The following is a 25,356-nucleotide window of genomic DNA, read 5'->3' as shown; positions in this document are numbered from 1 at the left end:
AGAAGCCGGCCCCCTTGTTCAACCGGGGGGCCGGTTATCGCGGTTCAGGCTTGCCCAGCGATACGATATTGCTATCGGCGACATCCTCGAAGTCGAAATTCTCCAGCCGTGTCGCGCGTTTTCCGGCACGTTCCGCCGCCGTTGTGATCCCTTCGACATCGCGCCGCGCCTGGTCGAAATGGGTTTCCAGCTTGCCAGCGCGTTCGACGACAAGCTCCACATCGCGATGCAACTGCCGCAGCATTTTCCGGATTTCCCCGGCCTGTTCCCGCATCCGCGCGTCCTTCAGAACCGCCCGCATGGTGTTAAGCGTGGCCATGCAGGTGGTTGGTGACACGATCCAGACACGCGCCTCGAACCCTTCGCGGACCACATGCGGCAACCGGGCATGCAACTCGGCATAAATCGCTTCGGAAGGCACGAACATCAGCGCGCCATCGGCGGTTTCACCATCAATGATATAGCGTTCCGCGATAGCCCGGATATGCACCCGCACCGCATTGCCGAAACCTTTGAGAGCACGGTCAGCCGCCTCCTTCGTTTCCGCCTGCGCCAGCGCTTCGAAGTCCTCCAGCGGGAATTTCGCGTCGATCACGATCGGCCCCGGCGGGTTCGGCAAATGGATCAGACAATCGGCGCGCCGCCCGTTGGAAAGCGTCGCCTGAAACGCATAGGCATCGGAGGGCAACGCCTGACTGACGATGTCCTGAAGCTGAATCTCGCCAAACATGCCGCGCCGCTGCTTGTTCGACAGAATATCCTGAAGGCTTAGAACATCGCCGGAAAGCTTGGTGATATTGTCCTGCGCCTTGTCGATGGCGGCCAGACGCTCTTGCAGCGCGCTCAACGAGGTAGCGGTCTGCTTGGACGACCCATGCAGCGTTTCACGCATCCGTTCTTGCATTTCGGTCATCGCCCGCTGCGCACGCATCGCGTTATCCGCAAGCCGGTCTTGCATCTGCGACTGAACCCCGGCCAAGCGTTGTTCGACCAGTTGCGCCAATTGCGCCTGCCCGGAGGTCGCCGTATCCGACACCATCTGCAGCCCGCCGCGCAGTTCTGTCTGCCCCTGCGCCAGCGTTTGCACATTGCGGCCAAGCTGCACCATCTGCGCGGCCAGCGGCTCTGTCAGGCGGGCAGAGCGTCCCGCCCGCACAACGGCAAGGATCAGCAAAACCAGAACCAAAAGCATCAGCCCCGCCCCGACCAGCCCCGCGATCACAAGCGGGTCTTCGAGCGAGAAACTGTATTCGCCGATTTGAATCATGTGCGTCCGAAAAGCCTTTCGATATCGGCGAGTTTCAATTCCACATAGGTCGGCCGCCCGTGATTGCATTGCCCGGAATGCGGCGTGGCCTCCATCTCGCGCAGCAGCGCGTTCATCTCATCGGCGCGCATCCGGCGCCCGGACCGGATCGACCCGTGACAGGCCACCCGGCTAAGGATCGCTTCCAGCTTGGCCTGAACCAGCAGGCTTTCGCCCTGATCGCTGAGTTCATCCAGAATATCGAGCACTAGCGCCCGCGCGTTGACTTCGCCCAGCAAGGCCGGGGTTTCACGCACCGCAATGGCGTTGCCGCCAAAGGGTTCCACCCCAAGGCCGAAGCGCGCCAAGTCTTCGGCGACCTCCAGCAGGCGGGCACGGTCGCCGGCGGAAAGCTCAACGATTTCGGGGATCAGCAATGCCTGCGCGGCAACGCCGTTTTCCGCCATCTGACGTTTCAGCTTTTCATAAACCAGCCGTTCATGCGCCGCGTGCTGATCGACAATCACCATACCCGATGCAGTCTGCGCGATGATGTAATTCTCGTGCACCTGGCCGCGCGCCGCGCCCAGCGGATAGTCCGGTTCGGGCTGATCGGCAGATTGCTCCGGCAGCGCATCGACACGGGCAAAGACCGGCGCGGTTTCCTCGAAGACCGGCATTTGCGCATCATAAGACAGGCTGCGCGCCACGGGTCCGGGCCGGTCCATCTGATAGACCCGCGCGCCCGTGGGTTCGGGCCGCATCGCGCCCAGCGTCGCCCCAGCGACCGTGGTCGATGCGCGATGCCCGGCCTCGGCCAGGGCATGGCGCAGCGCCGAGACGATCAACCCCCGCGCCATACCCGGATCGCGGAAGCGCACTTCGGACTTGGCGGGGTGCACATTGACGTCCACCAGCTTCGGATCACAGTCCAGAAACAGCGCCGCGACGGGGTGACGATCCCGGCTGAGGAAATCGAAATAGGCCGCCCGGAGCGCACCGACCAACAGCTTGTCGCGCACTGGCCGCCCGTTGACGAACAAGTATTGCGCAACCGCGGCCCCGCGCGAATAGGTGGGCAGCGCCGCATAGCCCGTCAGGTGCAGCCCTTCCCGCTCCGCATCGATGCGTAGCGCGTTTTCCGCGAATTCGCGCCCGATCACCCCGGACAGGCGCCCATGCAGCGCATCGAACAGATCGCCGGTTTCGCCCTCGGCCCGGAAGATCTCTCGCGGAGCGTCGCCGGACACGTCGCGCAGGATGAACTGCACGAAAGGCTCCGCCATCGACAAACGTTTGACCACATCTGCAATCGCCTGCGATTCCGCGCGGTCCGTCCGCAGGAACTTGAGCCGCGCCGGGGTCGCATAGAAAAGCTCGCGCAGGGTTACCACGGTGCCGCTGTTCAGCGCGGCTGGACGCACGGCATTGACCGTCCCGCCTTCAACCAGAATTTCTGCGGCATCCTGCCCGGCCACGCGGCTGGTGACGGTCAAGCGCCCCACAGCGCCCAAAGATGGCAGCGCCTCGCCCCGGAATCCGAATGTGTGAATGTTCAGCAGGTCCGTGCCGTCGATTTTGGACGTGGCGTGGCGTGACAGGGCCAGCGGCAGATCGTCAGCGGCAATCCCGCAGCCGTCATCCGTGACCCGGATCAGACGCTTGCCGCCGTCGGCACAATCCACGGTGATCCGGCGCGCGCCCGCATCCAGCGCGTTTTCCACCAGTTCCTTCACGGCAGAGGCAGGCCGTTCCACGACCTCCCCGGCGGCGATACGGTTGATTGCCGCCTCGTCCAGTTGCCGGATGACAGGGTGATTTTCGCTTATGTTGGGGTCTAGATGCGCCATTCCGCGATATCTAGCACGGGCGCGGGCGATTCTGAACCCGCAATTGGGCTCCGGCGCAAACTCAATCGCGCCGGAATACCATTTTGTCGGCCCGCGTATCAGATGGCGGCAAAACCGGCATCAAGCGCATCCAGAATGCTATCGACCTCGGCCTCGGTAATGACCAGCGGCGGCGACATCATGATGTTGTTGCCCCCGACCCGCACCATCGTACCCGCCTCATAGGTCGCTTTGTGCAGCCGTTGCATGGCGTCATTGCCCATCGGCGTTTTCGCCGCTGGGTCGCTGACGACCTCCAGCCCGGTCATCAGCCCGTGACCACCGCGGACATCACCGATGACATCGTATTTCTCCGCAAGTTTCAGGCAGCCTTCGTAAAGCTGGGTGCCGCGCGCCGCCGCGTTGGTCTTGGTATCCAGACGCAGCGTTTCCTCAAGGCAGGCAATCACCGCCGCCGCCCCAACCGGATGCGCCGAATAGGTGTAGCCGTGGTAAATCGCCCCGGCCTCGTCCGACTTTTCGAACACCTCTGCCACCTTGCCGGAAATCAGCGCCGCCCCGACGGGGAAGTAACCCGAGGTGATGCCCTTGGCCGCCGACATGAGGTCCGGCTTGACGCCCCAATGACGCGACCCGCTCCAATCGCCGGTGCGCCCGAAGCCGCAGATCACCTCATCCGCGATCATCAGGATTCCGTGACGGTCGCAGATGTCACGCATCAGCGGCATGAAGGTCTCATGCGGCACAAGAACGCCGCCCGCACCAAGGATCGGCTCCATGATGAACGCCGCGATGGAGCCCGGCCCCTGGAACTGGATTTCGTCCTCTGCCGCTTGTGCAATCAGTTGCGCCAGCCGCGCAGGGTCCGTTTCGTCATAGGGGTTGCGATAGGTATAAGGCGCCGTCAGGTGGAAACATCCTGCCAGAAGCGGCTCGTAATTGATGCGGAACCGGTTGTTGCCATTGACCGATGCGCCGCCGAAATGCGTCCCGTGATAGCCCTTTTTCAGCGACATGAACTTGGTGCGGTTCGGCTCTCCTCGCAGGCGATGATATTGCCGGGCCAGCCGCAGGCAGGTATCGACACTGTCCGACCCGCCGGAGGTAAAGAACACCCGTTCGATCCCGTCTTCAGCAAAGAATTCGCGCACCAGATACGACGCTTCGATCGCGGCCGGGTTCGTGGTGCCCGCAAAGGCCGAATAATAGGGCAGATCGTAAAGCTGCTTGGCAACCGCCTCTTTCACCTTGTCGTTGGAATAGCCAAGGTTCACGCACCACAGGCCGCCCACCGCATCGACCACGGTCGCCCCGTCCAGATCGGTGATGGTAGAGCCTTGCGCGCCCATGATCACCGTCGGCGGATGCTCCATCGCGGCGCCCGGATGACCCATCGGGTGCCACATGTGACGGGCGTTGTTCTCACGTAAGAAATTATCGTCTTTCACGGGGCCGACTCCTTGTTCATTTTCGGTAAGCAGGCCACGAAACCCGGCCCGGGGCAAGCCTTGCACAACGCAGCCCGCCCCGATGCTTGGACCTTTGGTTGATTTCGCCCTGCGGTTAGTCTTCGTCTGGCAGGGCCAGGTTAAGCACGATGGACAGGAACGCCGCTGGCAACAGCCCGGAGGTCAGGAGGATCTGCGCCGTGCGTGGCATGTGTTGCAACGCCTCTGGCACGAGTTGCAACCCAAAGCCCACAGAAAGCGACACGGCGAAGATCACCATGTTGCGGCGGCTCCAATTCACATCCGACAGCATATTCACGCCCGCAGCCGCGACCATTCCGAACATCACGATGACACCGCCCCCCAGCACGTTGATCGGCACGGTAGACACGGCAGCGCCAACCTTGGGCACCAGACCGCACAGGATCAGGATCAGCGCACCGATGGTAACGACATGGCGGCTCATCACCCCGGTCATGGAGATCAGGCCGACATTCTGACTGAAGGAGGTATTGGGCAGCCCGCCGAAGATGCCGGAGATGGCGGTGCCAAGCCCATCGGCATAGGTCGCGCCGGAAATTTCGCGGTCTGTCGCCTCGCGGCCCGCGCCGCCCTTGGTGATGCCGCTGACATCGCCGACTGTTTCAATCGCCGAGATGATCGCCATGAAGCACATCCCGATGATGATCGCGGAATCGAAGGCATATCCCCATTTGAATGGCTCGGGCACCGCAAAGGATGCCGCCCGGCCGATATTGCCGAAATTCACCTGCCCCATGGCCAGCGCCACGAGGTAGCCGACGATCAGGCCGATCAGCACGGCCGAGACGGAGAGCATCCCGCGTGTGAAGAACTTGATCGCAAGCGTCACCACGATCACCACCAGCGCCGGTGTCCACATGGCAAGCGAGCCGAATTCCGGCTTGCCGATCAATGGAACGCCACCCGCCGCGTATTGGATGCCGACCTTGACCAGCGACAGGCCGATCATCAACACGATCAGACCGGTCACCAATGGCGGCAGGGCAAAGCGGATGCGTCCCACGAATGTCCCGATGAAGAAATGGAAGATCCCACCGATAATCACGCCGGTCATCAACCCGGCCAACCCGGCAACGCCCTGCCCGGCCACTGCCGGGATCATCACCGGCAGAAAGGCAAAGGACGTGCCCTGCATGATCGGCAGCCGCGCGCCGACCGGCCCCAAGCCAACCGTCTGAAACAGCGTGGCGACACCTGCAAACAGCATCGACATCTGGATCATGTAGATCATCATTGGGAAATCCGGGCTGTTCGAGCCAAAGCCGAACCCCGCCGCGCCCGCGACGATGATCGCCGGCGTCACGTTGGAGGCGAACATCGCCAGGACGTGCTGGATACCCAGCGGAATGGCCTGACCCAGCGGCGGCATTTCATCGGCGTCGTCATACAGATCGGCATGTGTCATCTTCGGTCCCTTGTTCTGGTCCCCGTCTGTCGCGGGTTGCCCGGAACTATGAGAGCCGGGCAATGCTCAGATCAAGGATTTTCAAGGATTCCAGCGGCTCTGGCGCGCAACTGCCCGCCAGCCGTGCATCGCCGGGCCGATCAACGGACCCGCCGCCGATGCGGGCCCCAGATCGCCGCCAGCGCCAGCGCAACACCGGACACCGTCGCAATCATACCTGCCGCGCTGACGGACGCCGTTTGCCCGATCCAAAGCGGCCCGTATCCGGCAAGCACATATCCGACCACGGCGGTGAGCGCCGCGATCACGACGGATACAAGCACCTGGCTCCCCAGCCGGTTGGTCATCAGCCGCGCCGCCGCCGGTGGGCAGATGAACATGGCAATCACGATGATGGAGCCGACCGCATCAAAGGCCGCAACCGCCGCCACCGCAGACAGGATCACCAGCGCTGCGCTTAATGCAGTCGTGCGCAGACCAAGTGTCCGGGCATGTCCTTCGTCAAAGCTCATCATCGCAAGTGGACGCCACAGGATCACTGTAAATGCGACAATGACCAGCAGAACCAGCACCATTCGCGGCAATTCGGCGGGCAGCCCCGCCAGTGCGACCGGATCCAGCAGGGAATCCCAGCCGATCGCGTCCAACCAGATCAGCCCTTCAAGATTGCCGTAAAGCGCGTGTTCGACATCCAGATGAACCCCGGAGGTATCGGCCTGTTCCAGCAACAGAACGCCAAGCGCGAACATGGTGGTGAAGACGACGCCCATGGCGGCCCCGGCCTCGATCCGGCCCAAGCGGCGAATGGTTTCGATAGCGACCATCGACAGGACCGCTGCCGCCGCCGCGCCCAGCATCATGACGGTGCTGGACACCGTTCCGGCGACAAGAAAGCCGACGACAATGCCCGGCAGCACAACATGGCTGATGGCATCGCCGATCAATGCCTGCCCCCGCAGGATCAGGAAGTTCCCCGGCAGCGCGCACGCAATCGCGACGCAAATCCCGATCAGCATCGGGACGAGTGACAGGCTGACGAATTCCATACCCATCATCCTATCTCCGCCTGTGGGGACAAGCGCGCGTCAAGCGCATCCAGTTGGTCCGGGGTCAACACGGTTTCGATATTGGTCAACCCGTCATACAGCGCTGCTTCCCGCTCCAATGCCGGATCGTTGCGGATTTCGCGCCAGCGGGCCACATCGCGCAACCGGCGAGAGGCTTCGGCGCGCCCTTCCGGCGTTGCGACCCCATCGGCGCGGATTAGACCTTCGCGGATGAGAAGGCGGCGCGTCAGGCTTTCATAGATCGGTTGACCCTGCGCAATCGCAAGCAGCCCTTGCTGCAAATGAACCTCGCGCCGAAACCGGATATGGCGCAGCGCCATCGCCAAAACCCCGCGCTGCGGCGCAAGCAGGAAAGACAGCGCGAAGAGGCCAAAACAACTCAACACGATGATCGGACCTGTCGGCAGATCCGGTGCAATCGCTGAAATCGCCGCCCCCACATAGCCCGAAACGCCGCCAATCAGGCCCGCGATCAACAGCACACGGTCGCTTTGCTCGCTCCAGAACCGGGCGGCGACGGGCGGAATGATCAGCAGGGCCACGATCAGGATAAGGCCGACGATCTTGAGCCCGACAACCGTCACGGCCAGCACCACGGCCATCAGGATCGCCTCGGACCGGCGCGGGTTGTGCCCGGCGACCTCGGCGAAACCGGGATCGAACGCGGCCAGCGTCAAGGGGCGGCGCATCAACAGGATCACGGCGAAGGTCAGCCCGGCGCTCAGCGCAATCAGCGTGGCATCGCCGCGCAGCATTCCGGCGGTTGAACCCAGCAAAAAGCCCTCAAGCCCCGCCTGCTGCCCCTGCCCCACGCTTTGCACGACGGTCAAAAGCACAATGCCGAAGCCGAAAAAGACCGACAAAACCGATCCGATGGCCGTATCTTCGCCCAGCCGTGTCCGGTTCGACAAGAAGCTGACCGCCGCCAGACCAAGCCCGGCGGAGCCGACAGCCCCCACAAGAAGTCCGGGCAAGGACCGACCATCGCCGCCCAGCGCGACCATCACCAGAAAGGCCAGCGCAATCCCCGGAAGGGTGGCGTGGCTGATCGCATCGCTGACAAGGGCGCGCTTGCGCAGAAACAGGAAGGTGCCTGCAACGCCTGCGGATAGCCCCAGCATCATGGCGCCCAAGGTCACAAGGGTCGCGTTATACCCAAGTTGCAGCAGCAGCGCGTCACTCAACATGGATCAGACCGTTTCCGCCAAAGCACCGATAACCTGACCCGCGCCCAGACGCCCACCATAAGCCTTGTGCAAAAGCTCGGGCACGAAGGTCGTGCTTACTGGCCCTTCTGCAATGACCTGCGTGGCCAGAAGCAGCACGTTGTCGAAATATTCCGGCACTGTGGACAGATCGTGATGCACGGCGACGACGGTCCGGCCCTCTTCCGCCAATTCCTTGAGAACACCGATAATCGCCTTCTCGGTCGCGGCATCCACACCCGCGAAGGGTTCGTCCAAAAGGTAAAGATCCGCCTGCTGCGCCAGCGCGCGGGCCAGAAACACGCGCTGTTGCTGCCCCCCCGAAAGCTGGCCAATCTGCCGTTCGGCAAAATCCTGCATCCCGACGCGCGTCAGGCAATGCAAGGCCGCATCCCGATGGGCCTGTCGCACTCGGCCCAGAAGGCCCAACTGCCGATACATGCCCATCAGCACCACATCGATCACCCGTGTGGGGAAATCCCAGTCCACACTGGCCCGCTGCGGCACATAGGCAATGCGGTCGCGCGCCTTGTCCAGCGGAAGGCCGAAGAACTGCACCTGCCCCGCCAGCGGCATCACGATCCCCAGCACCGCCTTGAGCAGCGTCGATTTCCCGGCGCCGTTCGGGCCGACGATGGCCGTCAACTCTCCGGCTCGCACCGTCATGTCTGCGGAAAATACCGCTGGCTTTTCGCCATAGGTCACCGTGATCCCGTGGACCTCCAACGGGGCAGCAGTGGCGGCCCCGGACCTGTCTTCTGGCACCATGTAGTTAACTCTGGATCAATTCGCCATTGAGCCCGGCCGCAGGCACATCGGCCCCAAGCGCACGCGCAATGGTCGTGATATTGTGGTCGAGCATTCCGACATATGTCCCTTCATAGGTGCCAGCCGTACCCATCGCGTCACTGTAAAGTTGCCCGCCCAGCGACAGTGTGCCGCCCTTGGCCGCGACCCCTTCGATCAGCGCGCGGATATTGCGATCCGACACCGAACTTTCCACGAAGACCGCCTTGATCTCGCGCTCTGCCAGCATCTCGACCAATTCGCGGATGCGATGCAAGCCCGCTTCGCTATTTGTGGAAATGCCCTGAACGCCGTGGACTTCCAATCCAAAAGCCCGCCCGAAATAGGAAAACGCATCATGTGCCGTGACCAGAACGCGCCGATGCTCCGGCACTTTGTCCATCGCGTCCAGCCCGTAGGCGGTCAGCGCGTCAAGATCGGCTTGGAATGCCGCGAGGTTTGCGTCGAACGTGGCCGCGTCATCTGGCCGAAGCTCGGTCAGGGCCTCTGCCGTGCGGGCGGCGATCCCGCCCCAGATCGCGGGATCCATCCAGATATGCGGATCGAAGGCATCATGGTATTCGGCATGTGCGATAAGCGGCGTGGCGCCCCCCGCCCGCGCCGCCGCTTCGAGCCGATCCGACACAGCGACAACCGGCTGACGCTTGGCCAGACGTTCCAGCACGTCCTTCATCTGCGCTTCGAGGAACAGACCGTTCCACAGAACAATATCCGCCCGCGTCATCGTGACGATATCGCTACGGGTCTGCCGATAGGAATGCGGGTCGATGCCCGGCCCCATCAGGCCGCGCACATCGACAGCATCCCCGCCGATCCGCGACACCGTGTCCGCGATCATGCCGGTCGTCGCCACGACGTTCAGCTTTTGCTGCGCCAATGCCGCCTTCGGAACCGCCAAAGCGGCAAGAGATGCACCAATCAGTTCGCGACGTGTCAGCATTTCAGACCTTTCCTCACTGCCACATCACAAAATGAGAACAATTCGCAAGAAGTCAAGTTCCTGCGAATTATTCGCAATAAAAATGTCCGGCTTACGTGAATTCGATGAGAAAAGAGGCGCCTTCCGTGGACACGGCGCCAGATGGCTCCAGCGTGATCTGCCCGCCTGCCGCTTCTATCAGGCTTTGAACCACGGATAAGCCCATCCCAGACCCGCCTGCATCGCGGCGCGAGGTGAAGAACGGATCGAACACCCGGTCCCGGTCACCTTCGGCGATGCCCGGCCCGTCATCCGCGACCCGCAAACCCGCATCCACGTCGGAGATCACCATGGCCTGCGCCCCGGCCTCCGCGGCGTTCCGGGCAAGTTGCGTGATCACACGGGCAAGGTCTTGGGCTGCGATGGGCAACCGGGCCTGCGACGTCGCCTTGAGGTCCAGACCACCGGGAAGCTCCGCCGCCGCCAACGCCTCTGCCAGGGTGCATTCACCCTGCGCGGCGGTCAGACGCACCGCCGCATGGGCGCGCAGATCATCCAAGAGCCGCTGCATCCGCGCGCCAGAGTTGTGGATTGTCTGCAACAAGCGGGCGCGATCCCCGGGCGCAAGCCCCGGATCATCCAGCATTTCCGCCGCGCCGCGAATAGCGGTCAGGGGCGATTTCAGCTCATGCGTGACGTGATCTGCATAGGCCGAAAGCCCGCGTGCGCGCCCATGCAGCGTCGCGCCCATCTCGATCACGCTTTGGCCCAGATCGGACAATTCCGCGGTGCCGAAACGGTCTGGCGGCGGCACATCCCGCGCCACCTTCATGGCCTGCGCGTGAGCGGTCAGCGCCCAGACAGGGCGCAACACCAATCGGGACAGCAACCATGCCAGCGCGGCGGTCGCCACCACCGCAAGCCAGAAGATCAGCCAAGCCGTTTCCGCCCAACCCAGAATGTCGCCCGCCAGACGGAACACCGTCAGCCCAAGGATCGGCAAGGCCAGCACCGCCAGCAGCGTCCCGCCCAGCACCAGCAAAAGCGGTGGCCGCCATTTCCGCCTTACCCGCCGCGACATGCGCCCATCCGAATTCCGACCCCATGCAGCGTTTCGATGGCGTCAGGGCAACCGGCCTCTGTCAGCTTGAAGCGCAGGTTACGCAGATGACTGTCGAGTGTCCGGTCCGAAACGACCATGCCCGCGCCCCAGACCCGGTCCACCAGCGCGGGCCGGGCAAAGACGCGCTCTGGCTGCGCCATGAGCAGCGCCAGAATATCCATCTCGCGCCCGGTCAGACCGATAGGCACCCCGCCCACATCGCAATGGTGCCGTTCCGGGTGCAGCCGCAGCCGCCCCCGTGCATATCCGTCAGTGCCCACAACCGGCGCCGCGTCGCGAGTCCGCTTGAGGATCGCCTTGATCCGCCCCACCAGTTCGCGCGGCGAGAAAGGCTTGCTCACATAATCGTCGCCGCCCAGTTCAAAGCCCAAGACGCGGTCGATCTCGTCATCGCGGGCGGTCAGGAACAGCACCGGCACGTCCGACGTCGTCCGCAGTTCGCGGCAAACGGCCAGCCCGTCCATTCGCGGCAGGCCGATATCCAGCACCAGCAGATCGAACCTGCCAGAGCGCGCCTTTGCAAGCCCTTCTGCGCCATCGCCCGCCTCGTCGCAGACCATTCCCGCCTGCCGAACCGCGATCCGCAACACCTCGCGGATTTGCGCGTCGTCATCAATAATGAGGATCTGAGGATCGGACATCTGTCGCCATCTCTGCTTCGAACGTGGCGAGGCTACGCCGCAGGCGCGCGTTGCGAAACCCCCATTCCCGCCAGTCTGCGGGCGCGCTGATTGGTCCGGCCAGCGGGTGATGCAAGCCGCATGTATCGGCCAAACTGCGGCCGGTATGGACAAGGACCGGCAGACGCGCCCCATCGCCAAGGCGGCACAAATAGCGCCAATCCTGCTGGACATCGTGGGTCAGGTTGTAATGCGCGATTGCCCTGTCGAAACTGACGAAGCAGCACAGCCAAACCACGCCAGCCCCAAGTGCCGCGCTGCGTTGGAGCAGCCACAGATTGCTTTGGCCCCGCAGGATTTGCCACAGGGTCAATGCAAGCCCCGCCGCAACCAGCCCCATCCAGATTGCCGCCGCCATGCGCATCCGGGTCAGGCCATAAGTTTCCACGTAAAGATCCAGCCGCAGCAGCGACGAACAGGTCAGCCATACGGTCTGGGCCACCCAGATCAGCAGCAAGTAACGCAGAAACGGCGCCGCAGTGATGAAGGGCCGGGCCAGCAGCGCGAAACCACCGGACAGCAGCGCCAATATGACCAGAGGGTAAGCACCGCGATGCGCATATTCGGCATAACTCATCCCGTCGGGCAGGCCGATCCCGGCGGCCAGAACCGCGACGTCCAGCGTATTTTGCAGCGCAAAAAGCCCGTTGAAGAGGATAAGACTGCGCGCGATGGCACCGCCATTGATGATACCCGGCACGCGGACCGGCCCGAATTTGGCAGGTTTCGGATCGGGGGAAAGCTGCGGCGCGAACCGCGCCAGGTTGACCAGCGGCCAGATGCAAAGCGCAAGGCAAAACCACAGCACCATGCGCCGCAGGTCCGGGGCTTGCGGGCTCCAGTCCAGCACACCGCGCGCCCATTGATCCAGCACCGGATTGGCCGAAAGCAGCAGACCGCAAAAGACAATGCCGACCCCCAAAGGCAGCGCCCAGCCCATCAGTGCCGAACGTGCCCGTCCCGCCATGTCCTGCGCCGCTTCGGGAGCCCGAACCGCTTGGGCCGCGTCACTGCAGGAAAAGATCGGTGCCAGCCACCAGAACCGAAAAGCCCCGCGAAGGCGCCGCCCGGTCAGGGCCATCAGGGCAAGCGGCAAGCCCGCGAAATAGAACAGCAGCGATAAGGGCTGCACCAGTTCGATGACGGGCAAACAGGCGATCAGCGCAATTGCGGCCGCCAGAAAACGACGGCGCGCCGGAATGCGACCGGGCAACAGCTCTGCCGCGGCGGCGATGCAAACAGCGACGAAGACCGCCAGTGACAAACCCGGCGCGACATTCCAGACCAACTGATCCGCCAGCGCGACCAAGGCGACCAGCAATGCCAGATTGGGCAGATGGCTCTCGCCAAGCCAGCCCTGACGCCCCGTGTCCACCGGCGGGCCCGCAGGCTCCGCCACGGGGGCGGACAGCCACCACCCATCCTGTTGCAACCGCAGCGGCACCCCGCGCACCAGATAAGATTTCATTGTCCCGGCTCCTTCCTTTTTGGCAGGTGTTTCACCGGTTTTCGCGCGCCGCCGTGCAGGGGGTGCGGGTAAATTCGTGCAGAGCTTGTGCAGACCCATCGCCTTGCACCCCGCCCTGCCACATGGCACTGTCCGCGCAACTGCGAACAAGGCCCACGCCATGACAATTACACCAGAAAAAACACGCGGCACGGCCACGACCGCACAGCTTCCGCAAGTGACCGAACCGCGCAATCCCGGCTTTGAGCTGGACCTTGGATGGGTGCGGAATCTGCGCGCCAATACCTCGGCCATCGAACGCCGCGCCGCGACGCTGCCGGGCCGCCGGTCGATCAAGAAAGATCACCAAGCCGCTTGGCTCGCGCGGGCGATCACGTGCATCGACCTGACAACACTGTCAGGCGATGACACCGCGCGCCGCGTCGAACGCCTTTGCGCCAAGGCCCGCCACCCGGTACGCACTGAAATCCTGCACGCGCTGGGGCTGGACGGCCTGACCACGGGCGCGGTCTGCGTCTATCACGAAATGGTGCCGACAGCCGTCAACGCGCTGAAGGGCTCCGGCATTCCCGTGGCGGCGGTCTCCACCGGGTTTCCCGCCGGTCTGTCGCCCTTTCACCTGCGCCTTCAGGAAATCCACGAAAGCGTCGCTGCCGGCGCCGAGGAAATCGACATCGTGATCTCGCGCCGTCATGTGCTGGAAGGCAATTGGCAGGCCCTCTACGACGAGATGTGCCAGATGCGCGAAGCCTGCGGACACGCCCATGTCAAAGCCATCCTCGCCACCGGCGAACTTGGCACGCTGCGCAACGTGGCCCGCGCCTCGGTGATCTGCATGTTGGCGGGGGCGGACTTCATCAAGACCTCGACCGGCAAGGAAAGCGTGAACGCCACGCTGCCCGTCACACTGGTGATGCTGCGCGCGATCCGCGAATTCCACGAACGCACGGGCTTCCGCGTGGGTTACAAACCTGCGGGCGGGATTTCCAAGGCGAAGGACGCACTGCTGTATCTGGCACTGATCAAGGAGGAACTGGGCGACCGCTGGCTCAGACCCGATCTGTTCCGCTTTGGCGCATCCTCGCTCTTGGGGGATATCGAACGGCAGTTGGAACACCACCTGACCGGCGCCTATTCGGCTGGCTACCGCCACGCCATGAGCTGAACCGGTGCCGCCTGGCGCCGGAATTTGCAGAAATTCCGGTCCGTTTTCCGCGACGGAAAACGGCCACAATCCGAAGGTCGCGACATGAGTGTAAAAGAAATCTTCGAGTCCATGGAATACGGCACCGCCCCCGAAAGCGCGGCTGAGGCGCTGGCATGGCTTGTCGATCAAGGGGACCGGTTCGGCCATTTCATCGACGGTGCCTTCACGGACCCGCAAGACGGGTTCGACTCGCGCAACCCCGCCACCGGCGAAGTGCTTGCCAAGCTTTCGCAAGCGACACAAAGCGATGTCGATGCCGCCGTGGCTGCCGCGCGCAAAGCACAGCCGAAATGGGCGAAACTGGGTGGGCATGGCCGTGCCAAGGTGCTCTATGCGCTGGCCCGGTTGCTGCAGAAACACGCGCGGCTTTTTGCCGTGCTCGAAACGCTGGATAATGGCAAGCCGATCCGCGAGTCGCGCGACATCGACATCCCGCTGGCCCAGCGACATTTCTATTACCACGCCGGCATGGCGCAGCTGATGGATTCCGAATTGCCGGACCGCGAGGCGCTTGGCGTTTGCGGTCAGATCATTCCGTGGAACTTCCCGCTTTTGATGCTGGCCTGGAAGGTCGCACCGGCGCTTGCGATGGGCAACACCGTTGTCCTGAAACCTGCTGAATACACCTCGCTGACCGCGCTGCTCTTTGCCGACATCTCGCGCCAGGCCGGGCTGCCAGCGGGCGTTCTGAACATCGTGACCGGCGATGGCGCAGTCGGAGAGATGATCACCGCCGCCGATGTGGACAAGATCGCCTTCACCGGCTCGACCGAAGTAGGCCGCAAGATCCGCGCCGCCACCGCTGGCAGTGGCAAGGCGCTGACCCTCGAACTGGGCGGGAAATCCCCCTACATCGTGTTCGACGATGCCGATCTCGACAGTGCGGTCGAGGGGCTGGTGGACGCGATCTGGTTCAATCAGGGGCAGGTCTGCTGCGCGGGCTCGCGCCTGCTGGTACAGGAACCGGTGGCCGATACCTTCTATGCCAAGCTGACCGCCCGCATGGACAAGCTGCGCGTGGGCGATCCGCTCGACAAGTCCATCGATGTGGGCGCTGTGGTCGATCCGGTCCAGCTGCGGACGATCACGCAGATGGTCGACGCGAACACCGAGGGCACGCGGCATGTGGCGGCCTGCGACGTGCCGGAGGGCTGCTATTACCCGCCGACACTGATCCGCGACCTCTCCCCCGCCGACGCGCTGATGCAGGAAGAGATTTTCGGCCCGGTCCTCGTCTCCACCACGTTCCGCACCCCGTCCGAGGCGGTCGAGATCGCCAATAACTCGCGCTACGGGCTTGCTGCGACCGTGTGGACGGAAAACGTCAATCTCGCGCTCGATATCGCGCCCAAGCTTGCGGCGGGGGTCGTCTGGGTCAATGCGACCAACCTCTTCGACGCGGCGGCAGGCTTTGGCGGCGTGCGCGAAAGCGGCTTCGGACGTGAAGGCGGCTGGGAAGGGCTGACAGCCTATACCCGCCCCAAAACCAAGGCCAAGCCAATCAAGGACACCGCGCCCTTCACCGGGAATGGCGCGCCGGAACCCGGTATCGACCGCACATCAAAGCTTTATATCGGGGGCAAGCAAGCCCGTCCCGATGGCGGCTATTCGGCCCCTGTCTGGGGCGCAAAGGGCCAACTTCTGGGCCATGCCTCGATCGCCGGGCGCAAGGATGTGCGCAATGCGGTAGAGGCCGCAACAGCCGCCGCAGGCTGGGCCAGGACGACCGGGCATTTGCGCGCCCAGATCCTTTATTACATAGCGGAAAACCTGTCGGCCCGCGCCGATGAGTTCGCAGCCCGCATCAATGAGATGACCGGCAAGCGCGACGGCGCGGCAGAGGTGCAAACCTGTATCGAACGGCTGTTCACCTATGGCGCATGGGCCGACAAGTTCGATGGCGCGGTAAAAGGCGTTCCCATTCGCGGTGTCGCCGTTGCAATGCGGGAACCGGTGGGCGTGATTGGTGCGCTGTGCCCGGCCGAAGCCCCGCTGCTTGGCCTGATCTCGCTGATGGCCCCTGCCATGGCGATGGGCAACCGCAGCGTGCTGTGCGCTTCCGAAACCTTCCCGCTGGCGGCAATGGATTTCTATCAGGTGCTGGAAACATCGGATGTGCCCGCCGGCGTCGTCAATATCCTCTCCGGCCCTCATGCAGACACCGCCCCGCATCTGGCACGCCATCTGGGCGTTGATGCGGTCTGGTCCTTCGGATCCGGCGCGCTGAGCGAAACGGTAGAGCGGGAAGCAGCAGGCAACCTGAAGCGGACATGGGTCAATAACGGCCTTGCGCGCGACTGGTCCAAGCCCGAAGGCGAAGGCCGCGCCTTTCTGGACGCGGCCACCGAAATCAAGACAATCTGGATTCCCTACGGCGAGTGAGGCGCGGCCTTAATTGCTGGCCGTCGTCTCCAACCCTTCGGGCGTGCCGACAACGACAAAACGCAGGTTGTCCGGCTGATACAGCCACTTGGCGACCGCGTTCGCCTCTTCCAGCGTGACGGCATTCACCTTGTCGTTGCGCGTCGCAATATAGTCGATTGGCAGGCCCTGCGCCTGCATCCCCACAAGGATGCCCGCAATGTTGGAATTCCCGTCGAACCGCAGCGGATAGGCCCCTGTGAGATAGAGCTTCGCCGCGTTCAATTCTTCCTCTGTCACGCCGTTTTCAGCGATCTTGGACCACTCGTCACGGATCACATCCACCGCTTCGGCGATGCGGTCATTGGCCGAGGACACGCTGCCCTGATAAGTCGCGGCGTAGTCCTTGGGCGACAGGTAAGAATAAACGCCGTAGGTCAGCCCACGTTTCACGCGCACTTCCTGTGTCAGACGGCTTTCAAACCCGCCCGCACCAAGCACTTGATTCAGCAGATAGGCCGCGAAGAAATCCGGGTGGTCCCGTTCGACCCCCGCATGGCCGAAAATCGCAACCGACTGCGGGGTGTCGAAGGGCACGACTTCAATTCCGCCGGTGATCGAAACCTCGGCCTGCGTCGGCATCGGCGCACCGGATTCGGGCAGGTCGCCCAGCACGGCGTCGATCACGCGGCCCAGCGTTTCCGCATCGATATTGCCCGCCGCGCCGATGACCACCCGGTCGCGCGCAAAGGCGTTGTGATGCGCTGTCACCAGATCATCGCGGGTCAGGGCCGATACGCTGTCTTCGGTGCCATCCGGGGACGTCGCATAGGGATGATCCCCATAGGCCGCGGCATCGAAGGCCCGCCGCGCAAGGGCACGCGGGTCGGTTTCATCGGAGCGAATATTGGTCAGCAACTGGCGGCGGACACGTTCAATCGCGTCATCGTCAAAGCGCGGCTCTTGCAGGGCGGCGCGCAGAAGCTCGATCGCTTCGTCCTGTGTCTCTGTCAAAAAGCGCGCAGTGACAGAGATATTATCATCGCTCGCATCAAAACCGAAAGAGGCTGCCAGCTCTTCGCCCCGGCGGGCAAAGGCCCGCGCGTCGAGTTCGCCCGCCCCTTCTTCCAGCAGCGACGTCATCAGGATCGTCGACCCGCGTTTGCCGGGCACATCCAGCGATGCGCCGCCTTGAAACTGGATTTCCAGCGCAACAAAGGGGATCGAGGGTTCTTCGACCAGCCAGGCTTTCAGCCCACCGGGAGAAGTAACTTCCTGAATATCGACCTCCGCCCACGCGGGGAAAGCCACGAACGCAGCGACGAGAAATGCGACGACATGTTTCATTGGGACACCTCAGCGGCTTTCATCAAGTAACCTGTCACCGATCCTTCGGGGCGCAGCACCGCGCGGGCAGCTTCGATCACGTCTTCTTCGGTGACGGCTTGCAAAAGGTCAGGCCATACCTGCACATCTTCCACCGTCAGGCCAGACGTCATCGCCCGACCATAGCGGTTGGCAATCCCATCGACATTGTCGCGGGCATAGATTTCGGACGCCCGAACCTGCATCTTGATCCGGTCCATCGCTTCCGTATCGACGCCATCTTCGATGAACTGCGCCAAGACCCGGTCCAGCGCGGCTTCGGCATCCTCAAGCGCAATACCCGGTTGTGGCACGATCACGACATCAAAGGTCGTCTCGTCCAGCGAGGTGCCGGAATAGAACGCGCCGGTATAGATCGCGATCTGTTCTTCGAACTGGAGTTTCTCTGTCAGGTAAGAGGTGGTGCCACCGCCCAAAAGCTCGGCCAGGATACGCAGCGCGGCGGCTTTCTCCTGATCGCCCGGATTGCGTTCCGGCGCGATATAACTGCGGCTGACATATTCGGTCGAAACCCGCGGATCGTGGAAGATCACGCGGCGTTCGGCGTTTTGGGGCGGCTCTTCACTGCGCGCGCGCGGCTGGATGTCCGGGTTTGCGGGGATCACGCCGTAATGCTGTTCAGCCAGCGTGCGCACTTCCTCGGGCGTGACATCGCCCGAAACCACAAGGATCGCATTGTTGGGCGCGTAATGCGCTTCGTAGAAGGCAAGAACGTCGTCCATATCCAGACGCTCCATCTCGTGCTTCCAGCCAATGATCGGCACGCCGTAGCGATGGTTCAGGTATTGCGAGGCGTTCAGCTGCTCTCCGAACAAAGCGCGTGGGTTATTTTCGGTGCGCTGGTTCCGTTCTTCCAGAATGACCTGCCGCTCCGTCAGGATGTCATCTTCGGTCAGACGGATATTGCGCATCCGGTCCGCTTCCATCTGCATCATCAGGTCCAGCCGGTCGGCTGCGACGCGCTGGAAATAGGCGGTGTAGTCATAGCTGGTGAAAGCGTTGTCCTGACCGCCATTGGCCGACACGACGCGCGAAAACTCACCCGATTCCAAGGTGTCGGTGGCTTTGAACAGCAGGTGTTCAAGAAAATGCGCCACGCCGGACGTCCCGGCAGGTTCATCCGCCGATCCTGCCCGATACCAGACCATATGCTGGACAACCGGCGCGCGGTGATCTTCGACGACCACAACCTCCATCCCGTTGTCCAAGGTGAAATGAGTGACCATCTCATCCGCCCACGCAACCACGGGGGCACATAGAACGGTGGCAGCAATCAAAGCACGGCGCAGCATCGGCAATCCTTTCATGCGGTGTTGCACGGTAATGTACGCCCGCGCGTGATCCATTCAAGCGCGGTATCGTTAATGTGAGATTACTCGGGAGGCGCGCTGGGAGTTTTTGCGCCCGCACGGCGCCAGCGACGCTGTTCCGCCTTCGCATCAAGTGCCTGCCGCCGGTAGACATTGTTGTAGATGTCTTCGCGCACGATGCGGATTTGAGTAAACCGCCCACGGCGGCGGCGGAAATCCTCGTCCGCAACGGCAAGTTCCTGCCGGATTGCTGCCTCACGTCCAAATCGAGACGCATAGTTCACGACCGCCCCATCGGCACCGGGGATAACCCCGGTATCGGCAGCGCGGCGTCCACCCAAGGCAATCGCGCTATCCTGCAACGGATATTGATCCGTCCGGTTCGCGCCACCCGGCGTCGGTTCTGGCAAAGAGGACAGATCTTCGGGCGCTTGCAACGGCTTACCGGGCGTGATCTTGAATTCGTCCGGCCCATCGCTGGGGCGCGCGAGTTCGCGCAGACTCTTGTTCTCGCATGCCGAGACAAGGGTCATTGCCACCAAGATCAAACCGATCTGAAACAGACGCATGCGTGCGCTCCACTCTCCTTCGTCCACCTTCCTTACGCCAAGCGGCGGGGGAATGTCACGGGTCAATGTTTGCGCACTGCGCGCCCATCCGGTGTCACGATCACAAGCCCGATGGCCCCGGCGAAAATGAAGATGTCCGCGACGTTGAAACTGTAGGGGTTACGGATGCCGCAGCAGGACATGTTCAGAAAATCCAGAACATAGCCGTACAAGACCCGATCAATGACATTTCCCATGGCACCGCCGACGAGAAGCCCGGCGCAAACCAGCCCGAGCCTCGACATTCTCGTGCGCCGGACCCACCACAGAACCCAGCCGCAGACCAGCAGCGCCAGCCCGATCCAGACCCACGCGTTCACCGCGTCGCCCCCGATCCCGAAATTGATCCCGTGGTTTTCGCCGTAGCGCAGGTTCAGCAAGGGCGGCAGCACGTCGATCGACAGGACGCGCCAAAGCTCCATCGAATGGATGACGATGTACTTGCTGGCCTGATCGGCCAGAAACGCCACCATTGCTGCCCAGAAAACAAGGTTCATATCAGTGCCGGAAGTGTCGCATACCGGTGAAGACCATCGCGAGACCGGCCTCATCCGCTGCCGCGATCACTTCGTCGTCGCGCATCGATCCGCCGGGCTGAATCACGCAGGTCGCCCCCGCCGCGGCCGCTTCCATCAAGCCGTCCGGGAAGGGAAAGAACGCATCCGACGCCACGGCGCTGCCTTGGGTAAGCGGCGCGGGCAGGCCCAGCGCCTCGGCCATGCGTTCAGCCTTTTTCGCCGCGATCAGCGCGGAATCCACACGGCTCATCTGGCCTGCACCCACACCGACGGTCGCGCCGTTCTTCACATAGACAATCGCGTTGGACTTCACATGCTTTGCCACGGTCCATGCAAAGCGCAGATCGGCCATCTGTTCCGACGTGGGCTGCACCTTGGTCACAACGCGCAGTTCTTCGGCAGGCACGAAGCCCGTGTCCTTGTCCTGCACCAGCCATCCGCCAGAGAGTTGCTTGACCGCCAATCCCGCCGCGCGCGGATCGGCCAGACCATCTGTGGTGAGCAGGCGCAGGTTCTTCTTGGCGGCGAAGACTTCCTTCGCCGCATCGCTTGCACCCGGAGCAATCACGACTTCGGTAAAGATGCCGGTGATTTCCTTGGCGGTTTCCTCGTCCAGCGGCTGGTTCAACGCAACGATGCCACCGAAGGCAGAGGTGCGGTCGCAATCGAACGCCTTCTGATACGCCTCTTTCACGGTGCTGCCGGTCGCGACGCCGCAGGGGTTGGCATGCTTGATGATGACACAGGCCGGGCCATCCTTGGGGGCGAATTCGCTCACCAGCTCAAAGGCGGCATCGGTGTCGTTGATGTTGTTATAGCTCAGTTCCTTGCCCTGATGCTGCTGCGCCGTCGCCACGCCGGCGCGGCCCGATCCATCGGCATAAAAGCTGGCCGCCTGATGCGGGTTTTCGCCATAGCGCAGTTCCTGCACCAACTGGCCGCCAAAGCTGCGCCGACGCGGCGCGTCGCCAACTTGACCCGCCATCCACGTGCTTACCGCCGTGTCATAGGCCGCCGTGCGCGCATAGGCCGTCTGTGCAAGCCGCTGGCGCAGGGCATAGGTCGTGTAACCGTCATTCGCTTCGAGCTCCGACAGGAAGACCGCATAATCCTCGACATCCACGATGATATTGACGAAGCCATGGTTCTTTGCGGCCGAGCGGATCATCGCCGGGCCGCCAATGTCGATATTCTCGATCATCTCGTCATAGGCCGCGCCGCGCGCCAGAGCCTTTTCGAACGGGTACAGGTTCACAACGACCAGATCGATTGCGCCGATGCCATGCTCGTTCATCGATGCCACGTGATCGTCATTGTCGCGCAGCGCCAGCAGGCCACCATGCACAACCGGGTGCAGGGTCTTGACCCGGCCGTCCATCATTTCGGGAAAGTTCGTCACATCGCTGACATCCTTGACCTCGCAGCCCGCAGCCCGCAGCGCATTCGCCGTGCCGCCGGTCGACAGCAATTCGACACCGCGCGCGATCAGCGCTTGTCCGAATTCAGCAAGTCCGGTCTTGTCGGATACAGAAATCAAGGCGCGGCGTACGGGGTAAAGATTGGTCATCGAACGTCCTGTCATGTGTCTTGGGGCATCGGCAGATGATCCTGCACGAGATCGCGCACGCCTATGGCAGTATCTTGCGGTTTCGACAAGGACCAGCGCACCCGCGTTGCGTAATCGACGGCTTTGCCGGACAGCACGATCTGCTGGCTTGCACGGGGTTTGAGCCGGTTGGATTCGAGGTACACCGACGGCTCCAGCGTGACAGGCTGCCCTTCGCTGCGGAACACCCAGACTTCGCCGCTTTTAAGCACGACAGACACCGCCGCCCCGCCCAAATCCAGTGTGGCATGCGCCTCCGGGTGCAGATGAAAGCGGATGTCAAAGGGGATACCGTCCAGTTTCTTCTGGTTCATCGCCTTGTCAAAGCGCCGGCGATCCGCGTCCTCCAGCGCCAGAAGAAGGTCTTCGCCCGCCATCCCGCGCCCGTCAAAGGTCAGCTCCAGCGTGCGCGCATGTGTCAGGCCATGCGTGGCCACATAGCCGTCATGCCCGCCCTGAAATCGCAACCCGTCCGAGGCGTGGCTGATCTCGATCGGGACATGAGTCGGCGTATCCACCAGCATCTCGCGCGCCGTGACACGGTCAGCATCGCCCAACCGCGCGCTGGAATAGCCATCCAGACAAAGGGTCGAATGGGACGGCGTCGCGCGCCCCGCCCGTCGCCAATCCGCGCCAAAACTCGCGCCCGAGCCGCAATTGACGATCAGGGCCCGCCGCCCGGAGGTCATTTCAAAGGCCAAGGTCGAGGCATGGGCATTGAAGCTCGCAGCCCCGGTCGGTGGCGGGCTGGCATCGATGATGACACTGGTGCGCCCCGCCGACAGCCGTGCAAAGCCCATCGACAAACCGTCCGGCGCCCGGGTTTTGACACCCGATGCCGCCAGAGCGTGATCCAGACGCCCTTCCATGCCGCGCCCGCCGCCATGGAACCGCGCGAGCGACCCATCCGCGTGGCGCAACGTGCGAAGTGTCGGCGCGATACGGTCAATCGCCCCCAAATGCGCTTTCGGCAGCGGCTTTTCCGCTTCGCTAAGGGCGGCTGCCGCCCATGTCAGCAATGTGAAGACCTCGAGCAATTCCTGCGGATTGCGCGTGGGCACGCCGCCTTCTTCGTTGATCTGGGCATCGCATTCCTTGGCAAGCGCCGCTACGGCGGGTTCGGCCAAACGCTCCAACCCTTCCAACGCCAGCCCGGCATAGATCAGGCCGGTCAGCGCCTCGAACCGGGGCAGGCCCGGCGCGGCGCTATGCCAACGACGCGACAGGAACAGCGTCTGCTGCGCCAAGGACCGGTGAAATGCCTTCGACTGCGCGCTTTCCTGACCACGCAGCAGGAAGATCGCATGGTTGATCCAACGGATCAGGCGACGCCCAGTCAGGTCAGGCGTCCAGCCTGGCCCGACACCGCCGCCATATCGGTCAATCCATGCCCAAAGCCATTCTGTTGCGGTGGCGCGCGCCTTCAGGTCGCCGACGGCGGCAAGATCGTCCAGCCACGCAAAGCCGTGCAGTTCCGCCTTGAAGGCCGAGTCGGGCGGCGTGATCTCCCAGATGCTTTGATTTTCCGCTGTCACCAGATAGCCGGCAAACAGGAAATTGCCCGCAACCAGTTGTCGCCCACGGGCAAAGCTGCCGATCGTGCGGGGTTCTGGCGCGGTCACAAAGGCAGACGACGCCTTCGCACGCGTCGCAAGCCGCGCATGAATGCGGTCGAGAAGCCGGGCGCCGCGGGCGCTCAAACTGATCGGATCGCTCATTGTCCTGCCTTCAACGCTCTACCGGCGTAATTGGGCACAGGATACCGACAGATGCACCACGAGTCACCGTCTGATTTTGCGTCAGGCGTGTTTGCGCAAGGGCGCGATGTAAAACCCGTCCATGCCGCCTTGCTCAGCCCAGAAATCGGGGCGCAGCCGCAGGCCGCCTTCCGTGCTGCGCCATTCCGACTCGATCCACGGCTGTTCCAGCGCGGCGGTATCGATCTGCAGGTCCGGATGACGCTCCAGCGCCTCTTCGATCTGAACCTCACCCTCGTCCGGCAGCAAAGAGCACGTGCAGAACACCAATTGCCCGCCCGGACGCAGAAGCGTCACCGCGTGGTCGATCATCCGCGCTTGCAGGTCGATCAGGCCGAAAAACTCGGACCCGTCCTTGGCGAAGGGCAGATCGGGATGGCGCCGCAAGGTGCCCGTGGCCGAACAGGGCGCATCCAGCAGCACCGCATCCCATTGTCCGCTCACTTCAAGCGCATCCGATTGGAGCAGTTCAGCCGTCAGCCCGGTCCGGGAGAGGTTTTCGCGCACGCGCTCTAGCCGCTTGTCCGACAAGTCCACCGCTGTCACATCCTTGCCCGCAGCGGCAAGCTGCATGGTCTTGCCCCCCGGCGCGGCGCACAGGTCAAGTACTTTGTGGCCATCCACAAGACGCGCCGGAATTGCGGCAGCCGCATCCTGCACCCACCACGCCCCCTCGGTATAGCCGGGCAAGCCACTCACCTGCCCCGGATCGGTCAGGCGCACGGTTCCCGTGGGCAGCAGCGTCCCGCCAAGTTGCTTGGCCAGTTCTGCCGCATCGCCCCGCGCAGAAAGATCCAGCGGAGCGCCCGCCGCATGCGCCTCTTCCATCGCGCGGACAGTATCGCGGCCCCATGCCGCCAGAAGCGGGGCGCGCAGCCAATCGGGAATACGCGGCGTCGGCAGGGTCAGCCAATCCTGAGCCGCATGGTCCGCCAACTTGCGCAGCACCGCGTTGACCAGCCCCTTGAGCCGCCCGTGCCGCTTGCTGCGCGACGCGATGGACACAAGGTCGTTCACGACCCCATGGGCCGCCGCACCTTGCGCCAATTCCAATGCGCCGATCCGCAGCAAATTGTGTATGGGCAGTGGGGGCGTTTTTTGGACGTGATCAGTCATCAGGCGATCCACGCGGTCCATGTTGCGCAGCACATCGGTCGCCAATCGCTGCGCTCTGGCCCTGTCGGGCGGGGACAAACGCTCCAACGCGCCGCCCGCGATCAGATCGCTCATCAATTTCCCGTCGCCGGTAATCCGGTCAAGAAGATATGCCGCGCTCCGACGCGCCGCGATGCCATCTGCGCTCATGGAAACCCTTGCCTTGCTGAACCGGGCGCGTATATCAG

General features: G+C 63.1%; 20 protein-coding genes. 2 read left to right on the top strand and 18 right to left on the bottom strand.

Translation table 11 applies throughout. The features are described 5' to 3' along the window. Window positions 1-34: 34 nt before the first annotated feature. The 11 genes from E4Z66_RS07400 to E4Z66_RS07350 all read right to left on the bottom strand — a co-directional run bounded on the left by E4Z66_RS07400 (window position 35) and on the right by E4Z66_RS07350 (window position 13,260). Window positions 35-1,267, bottom strand: a complete 1,233-nt coding sequence (locus tag E4Z66_RS07400) for a DNA recombination protein RmuC (RefSeq protein WP_136462365.1) — start codon at window positions 1,265-1,267, stop codon at window positions 35-37. Then, window positions 1,264-3,096, bottom strand: coding sequence for a DNA mismatch repair endonuclease MutL (mutL, locus tag E4Z66_RS07395; RefSeq protein ID WP_136462364.1), 1,833 nt, complete (start codon window positions 3,094-3,096; stop codon window positions 1,264-1,266). Before mutL ends, E4Z66_RS07400 begins: the two co-directional genes overlap by 4 nt. A 98-nt stretch (window positions 3,097-3,194) precedes the next feature. Then, entirely contained in the window at window positions 3,195-4,544 is a 1,350-nt protein-coding gene (locus E4Z66_RS07390; RefSeq protein ID WP_136462363.1) for an aminotransferase class III-fold pyridoxal phosphate-dependent enzyme, read from the bottom strand. 115 nt (window positions 4,545-4,659) lie between these two features. Then, window positions 4,660-5,991 carry a uracil-xanthine permease family protein gene (locus E4Z66_RS07385; protein WP_136462362.1) on the bottom strand — a complete coding sequence of 444 codons (1,332 nt, stop codon included), beginning with the start codon at window positions 5,989-5,991 and terminating at the stop codon, window positions 4,660-4,662. Window positions 5,992-6,131: 140 nt separating this feature from the next. Then, window positions 6,132-7,046, bottom strand: coding sequence for a metal ABC transporter permease (locus tag E4Z66_RS07380; protein WP_136462361.1), 915 nt, complete (start codon window positions 7,044-7,046; stop codon window positions 6,132-6,134). Next, window positions 7,043-8,245 carry a metal ABC transporter permease gene (locus tag E4Z66_RS07375; RefSeq protein WP_136462360.1) on the bottom strand — a complete coding sequence of 401 codons (1,203 nt, stop codon included), beginning with the start codon at window positions 8,243-8,245 and terminating at the stop codon, window positions 7,043-7,045. Before E4Z66_RS07375 ends, E4Z66_RS07380 begins: the two co-directional genes overlap by 4 nt. 3 nt (window positions 8,246-8,248) lie before the next feature. Beyond that, window positions 8,249-9,031: a metal ABC transporter ATP-binding protein gene (locus tag E4Z66_RS07370; protein ID WP_136462359.1), complete on the bottom strand. Its 783-nt coding sequence runs from the start codon at window positions 9,029-9,031 to the stop codon at window positions 8,249-8,251. 4 nt (window positions 9,032-9,035) lie between these two features. Beyond that, window positions 9,036-10,010, bottom strand: a complete 975-nt coding sequence (locus E4Z66_RS07365) for a metal ABC transporter solute-binding protein, Zn/Mn family (RefSeq protein ID WP_136462358.1) — start codon at window positions 10,008-10,010, stop codon at window positions 9,036-9,038. 91 nt (window positions 10,011-10,101) lie between these two features. Then, window positions 10,102-11,070: a sensor histidine kinase gene (locus E4Z66_RS07360; protein ID WP_136462357.1), complete on the bottom strand. Its 969-nt coding sequence runs from the start codon at window positions 11,068-11,070 to the stop codon at window positions 10,102-10,104. Continuing rightward, window positions 11,055-11,753, bottom strand: a complete 699-nt coding sequence (locus E4Z66_RS07355; protein WP_136462356.1) for a response regulator transcription factor — start codon at window positions 11,751-11,753, stop codon at window positions 11,055-11,057. The genes E4Z66_RS07360 and E4Z66_RS07355 overlap by 16 nt, the downstream gene beginning before the upstream one ends. Next, window positions 11,725-13,260, bottom strand: a complete 1,536-nt coding sequence (locus E4Z66_RS07350) for a DUF4153 domain-containing protein (protein WP_168797744.1) — start codon at window positions 13,258-13,260, stop codon at window positions 11,725-11,727. The genes E4Z66_RS07355 and E4Z66_RS07350 overlap by 29 nt, the downstream gene beginning before the upstream one ends. Window positions 13,261-13,420: 160 nt before the next feature. Here E4Z66_RS07350 and deoC point away from each other — a divergent pair, with 160 nt between their 5' ends. Together deoC and E4Z66_RS07340 are read left to right on the top strand one after the other, a co-directional pair. After that, the gene (gene deoC / locus E4Z66_RS07345; protein ID WP_136462354.1) at window positions 13,421-14,425 is read left to right on the top strand and encodes a deoxyribose-phosphate aldolase; all 1,005 of its coding nucleotides are present in this window, start codon (window positions 13,421-13,423) and stop codon (window positions 14,423-14,425) included. A gap of 84 nt (window positions 14,426-14,509) precedes the next feature. Continuing rightward, window positions 14,510-16,849, top strand: coding sequence for an aldehyde dehydrogenase family protein (locus tag E4Z66_RS07340; protein WP_136462353.1), 2,340 nt, complete (start codon window positions 14,510-14,512; stop codon window positions 16,847-16,849). 9 nt (window positions 16,850-16,858) lie between these two features. Here the strand turns inward: E4Z66_RS07340 and E4Z66_RS07335 are convergent, their stop codons facing one another. The 7 genes from E4Z66_RS07335 to E4Z66_RS07305 all read right to left on the bottom strand — a co-directional run bounded on the left by E4Z66_RS07335 (window position 16,859) and on the right by E4Z66_RS07305 (window position 25,318). Next, the gene (locus E4Z66_RS07335; RefSeq protein ID WP_136462352.1) at window positions 16,859-18,175 is read right to left on the bottom strand and encodes a M16 family metallopeptidase; all 1,317 of its coding nucleotides are present in this window, start codon (window positions 18,173-18,175) and stop codon (window positions 16,859-16,861) included. Further along, the gene (locus tag E4Z66_RS07330) at window positions 18,172-19,506 is read right to left on the bottom strand and encodes a M16 family metallopeptidase (RefSeq protein ID WP_136463054.1); all 1,335 of its coding nucleotides are present in this window, start codon (window positions 19,504-19,506) and stop codon (window positions 18,172-18,174) included. Before E4Z66_RS07330 ends, E4Z66_RS07335 begins: the two co-directional genes overlap by 4 nt. A gap of 80 nt (window positions 19,507-19,586) precedes the next feature. Next, window positions 19,587-20,093 carry a DUF3035 domain-containing protein gene (locus tag E4Z66_RS07325; protein WP_136462351.1) on the bottom strand — a complete coding sequence of 169 codons (507 nt, stop codon included), beginning with the start codon at window positions 20,091-20,093 and terminating at the stop codon, window positions 19,587-19,589. Between the two features lie 62 nt (window positions 20,094-20,155). Next, the gene (gene lspA / locus E4Z66_RS07320) at window positions 20,156-20,629 is read right to left on the bottom strand and encodes a signal peptidase II (protein ID WP_136462350.1); all 474 of its coding nucleotides are present in this window, start codon (window positions 20,627-20,629) and stop codon (window positions 20,156-20,158) included. A 1-nt stretch (window position 20,630) separates the two neighbouring features. Further along, complete coding sequence (gene purH / locus E4Z66_RS07315) at window positions 20,631-22,217, bottom strand: bifunctional phosphoribosylaminoimidazolecarboxamide formyltransferase/IMP cyclohydrolase (protein ID WP_136462349.1); 1,587 nt, start codon at window positions 22,215-22,217, stop codon at window positions 20,631-20,633. 11 nt (window positions 22,218-22,228) lie between these two features. After that, entirely contained in the window at window positions 22,229-23,974 is a 1,746-nt protein-coding gene (locus E4Z66_RS07310; RefSeq protein WP_136462348.1) for a heparinase II/III family protein, read from the bottom strand. Between the two features lie 81 nt (window positions 23,975-24,055). Then, entirely contained in the window at window positions 24,056-25,318 is a 1,263-nt protein-coding gene (locus E4Z66_RS07305) for an RsmB/NOP family class I SAM-dependent RNA methyltransferase (protein WP_136462347.1), read from the bottom strand. Window positions 25,319-25,356: the final 38 nt, after the last annotated feature.

It is taken from the genome of Aliishimia ponticola, assembly GCF_004803475.1.
Taxonomy (GTDB): domain Bacteria; phylum Pseudomonadota; class Alphaproteobacteria; order Rhodobacterales; family Rhodobacteraceae; genus Aliishimia; species Aliishimia ponticola.
This window is presented reverse-complemented; position numbering and strand designations above follow the sequence as displayed.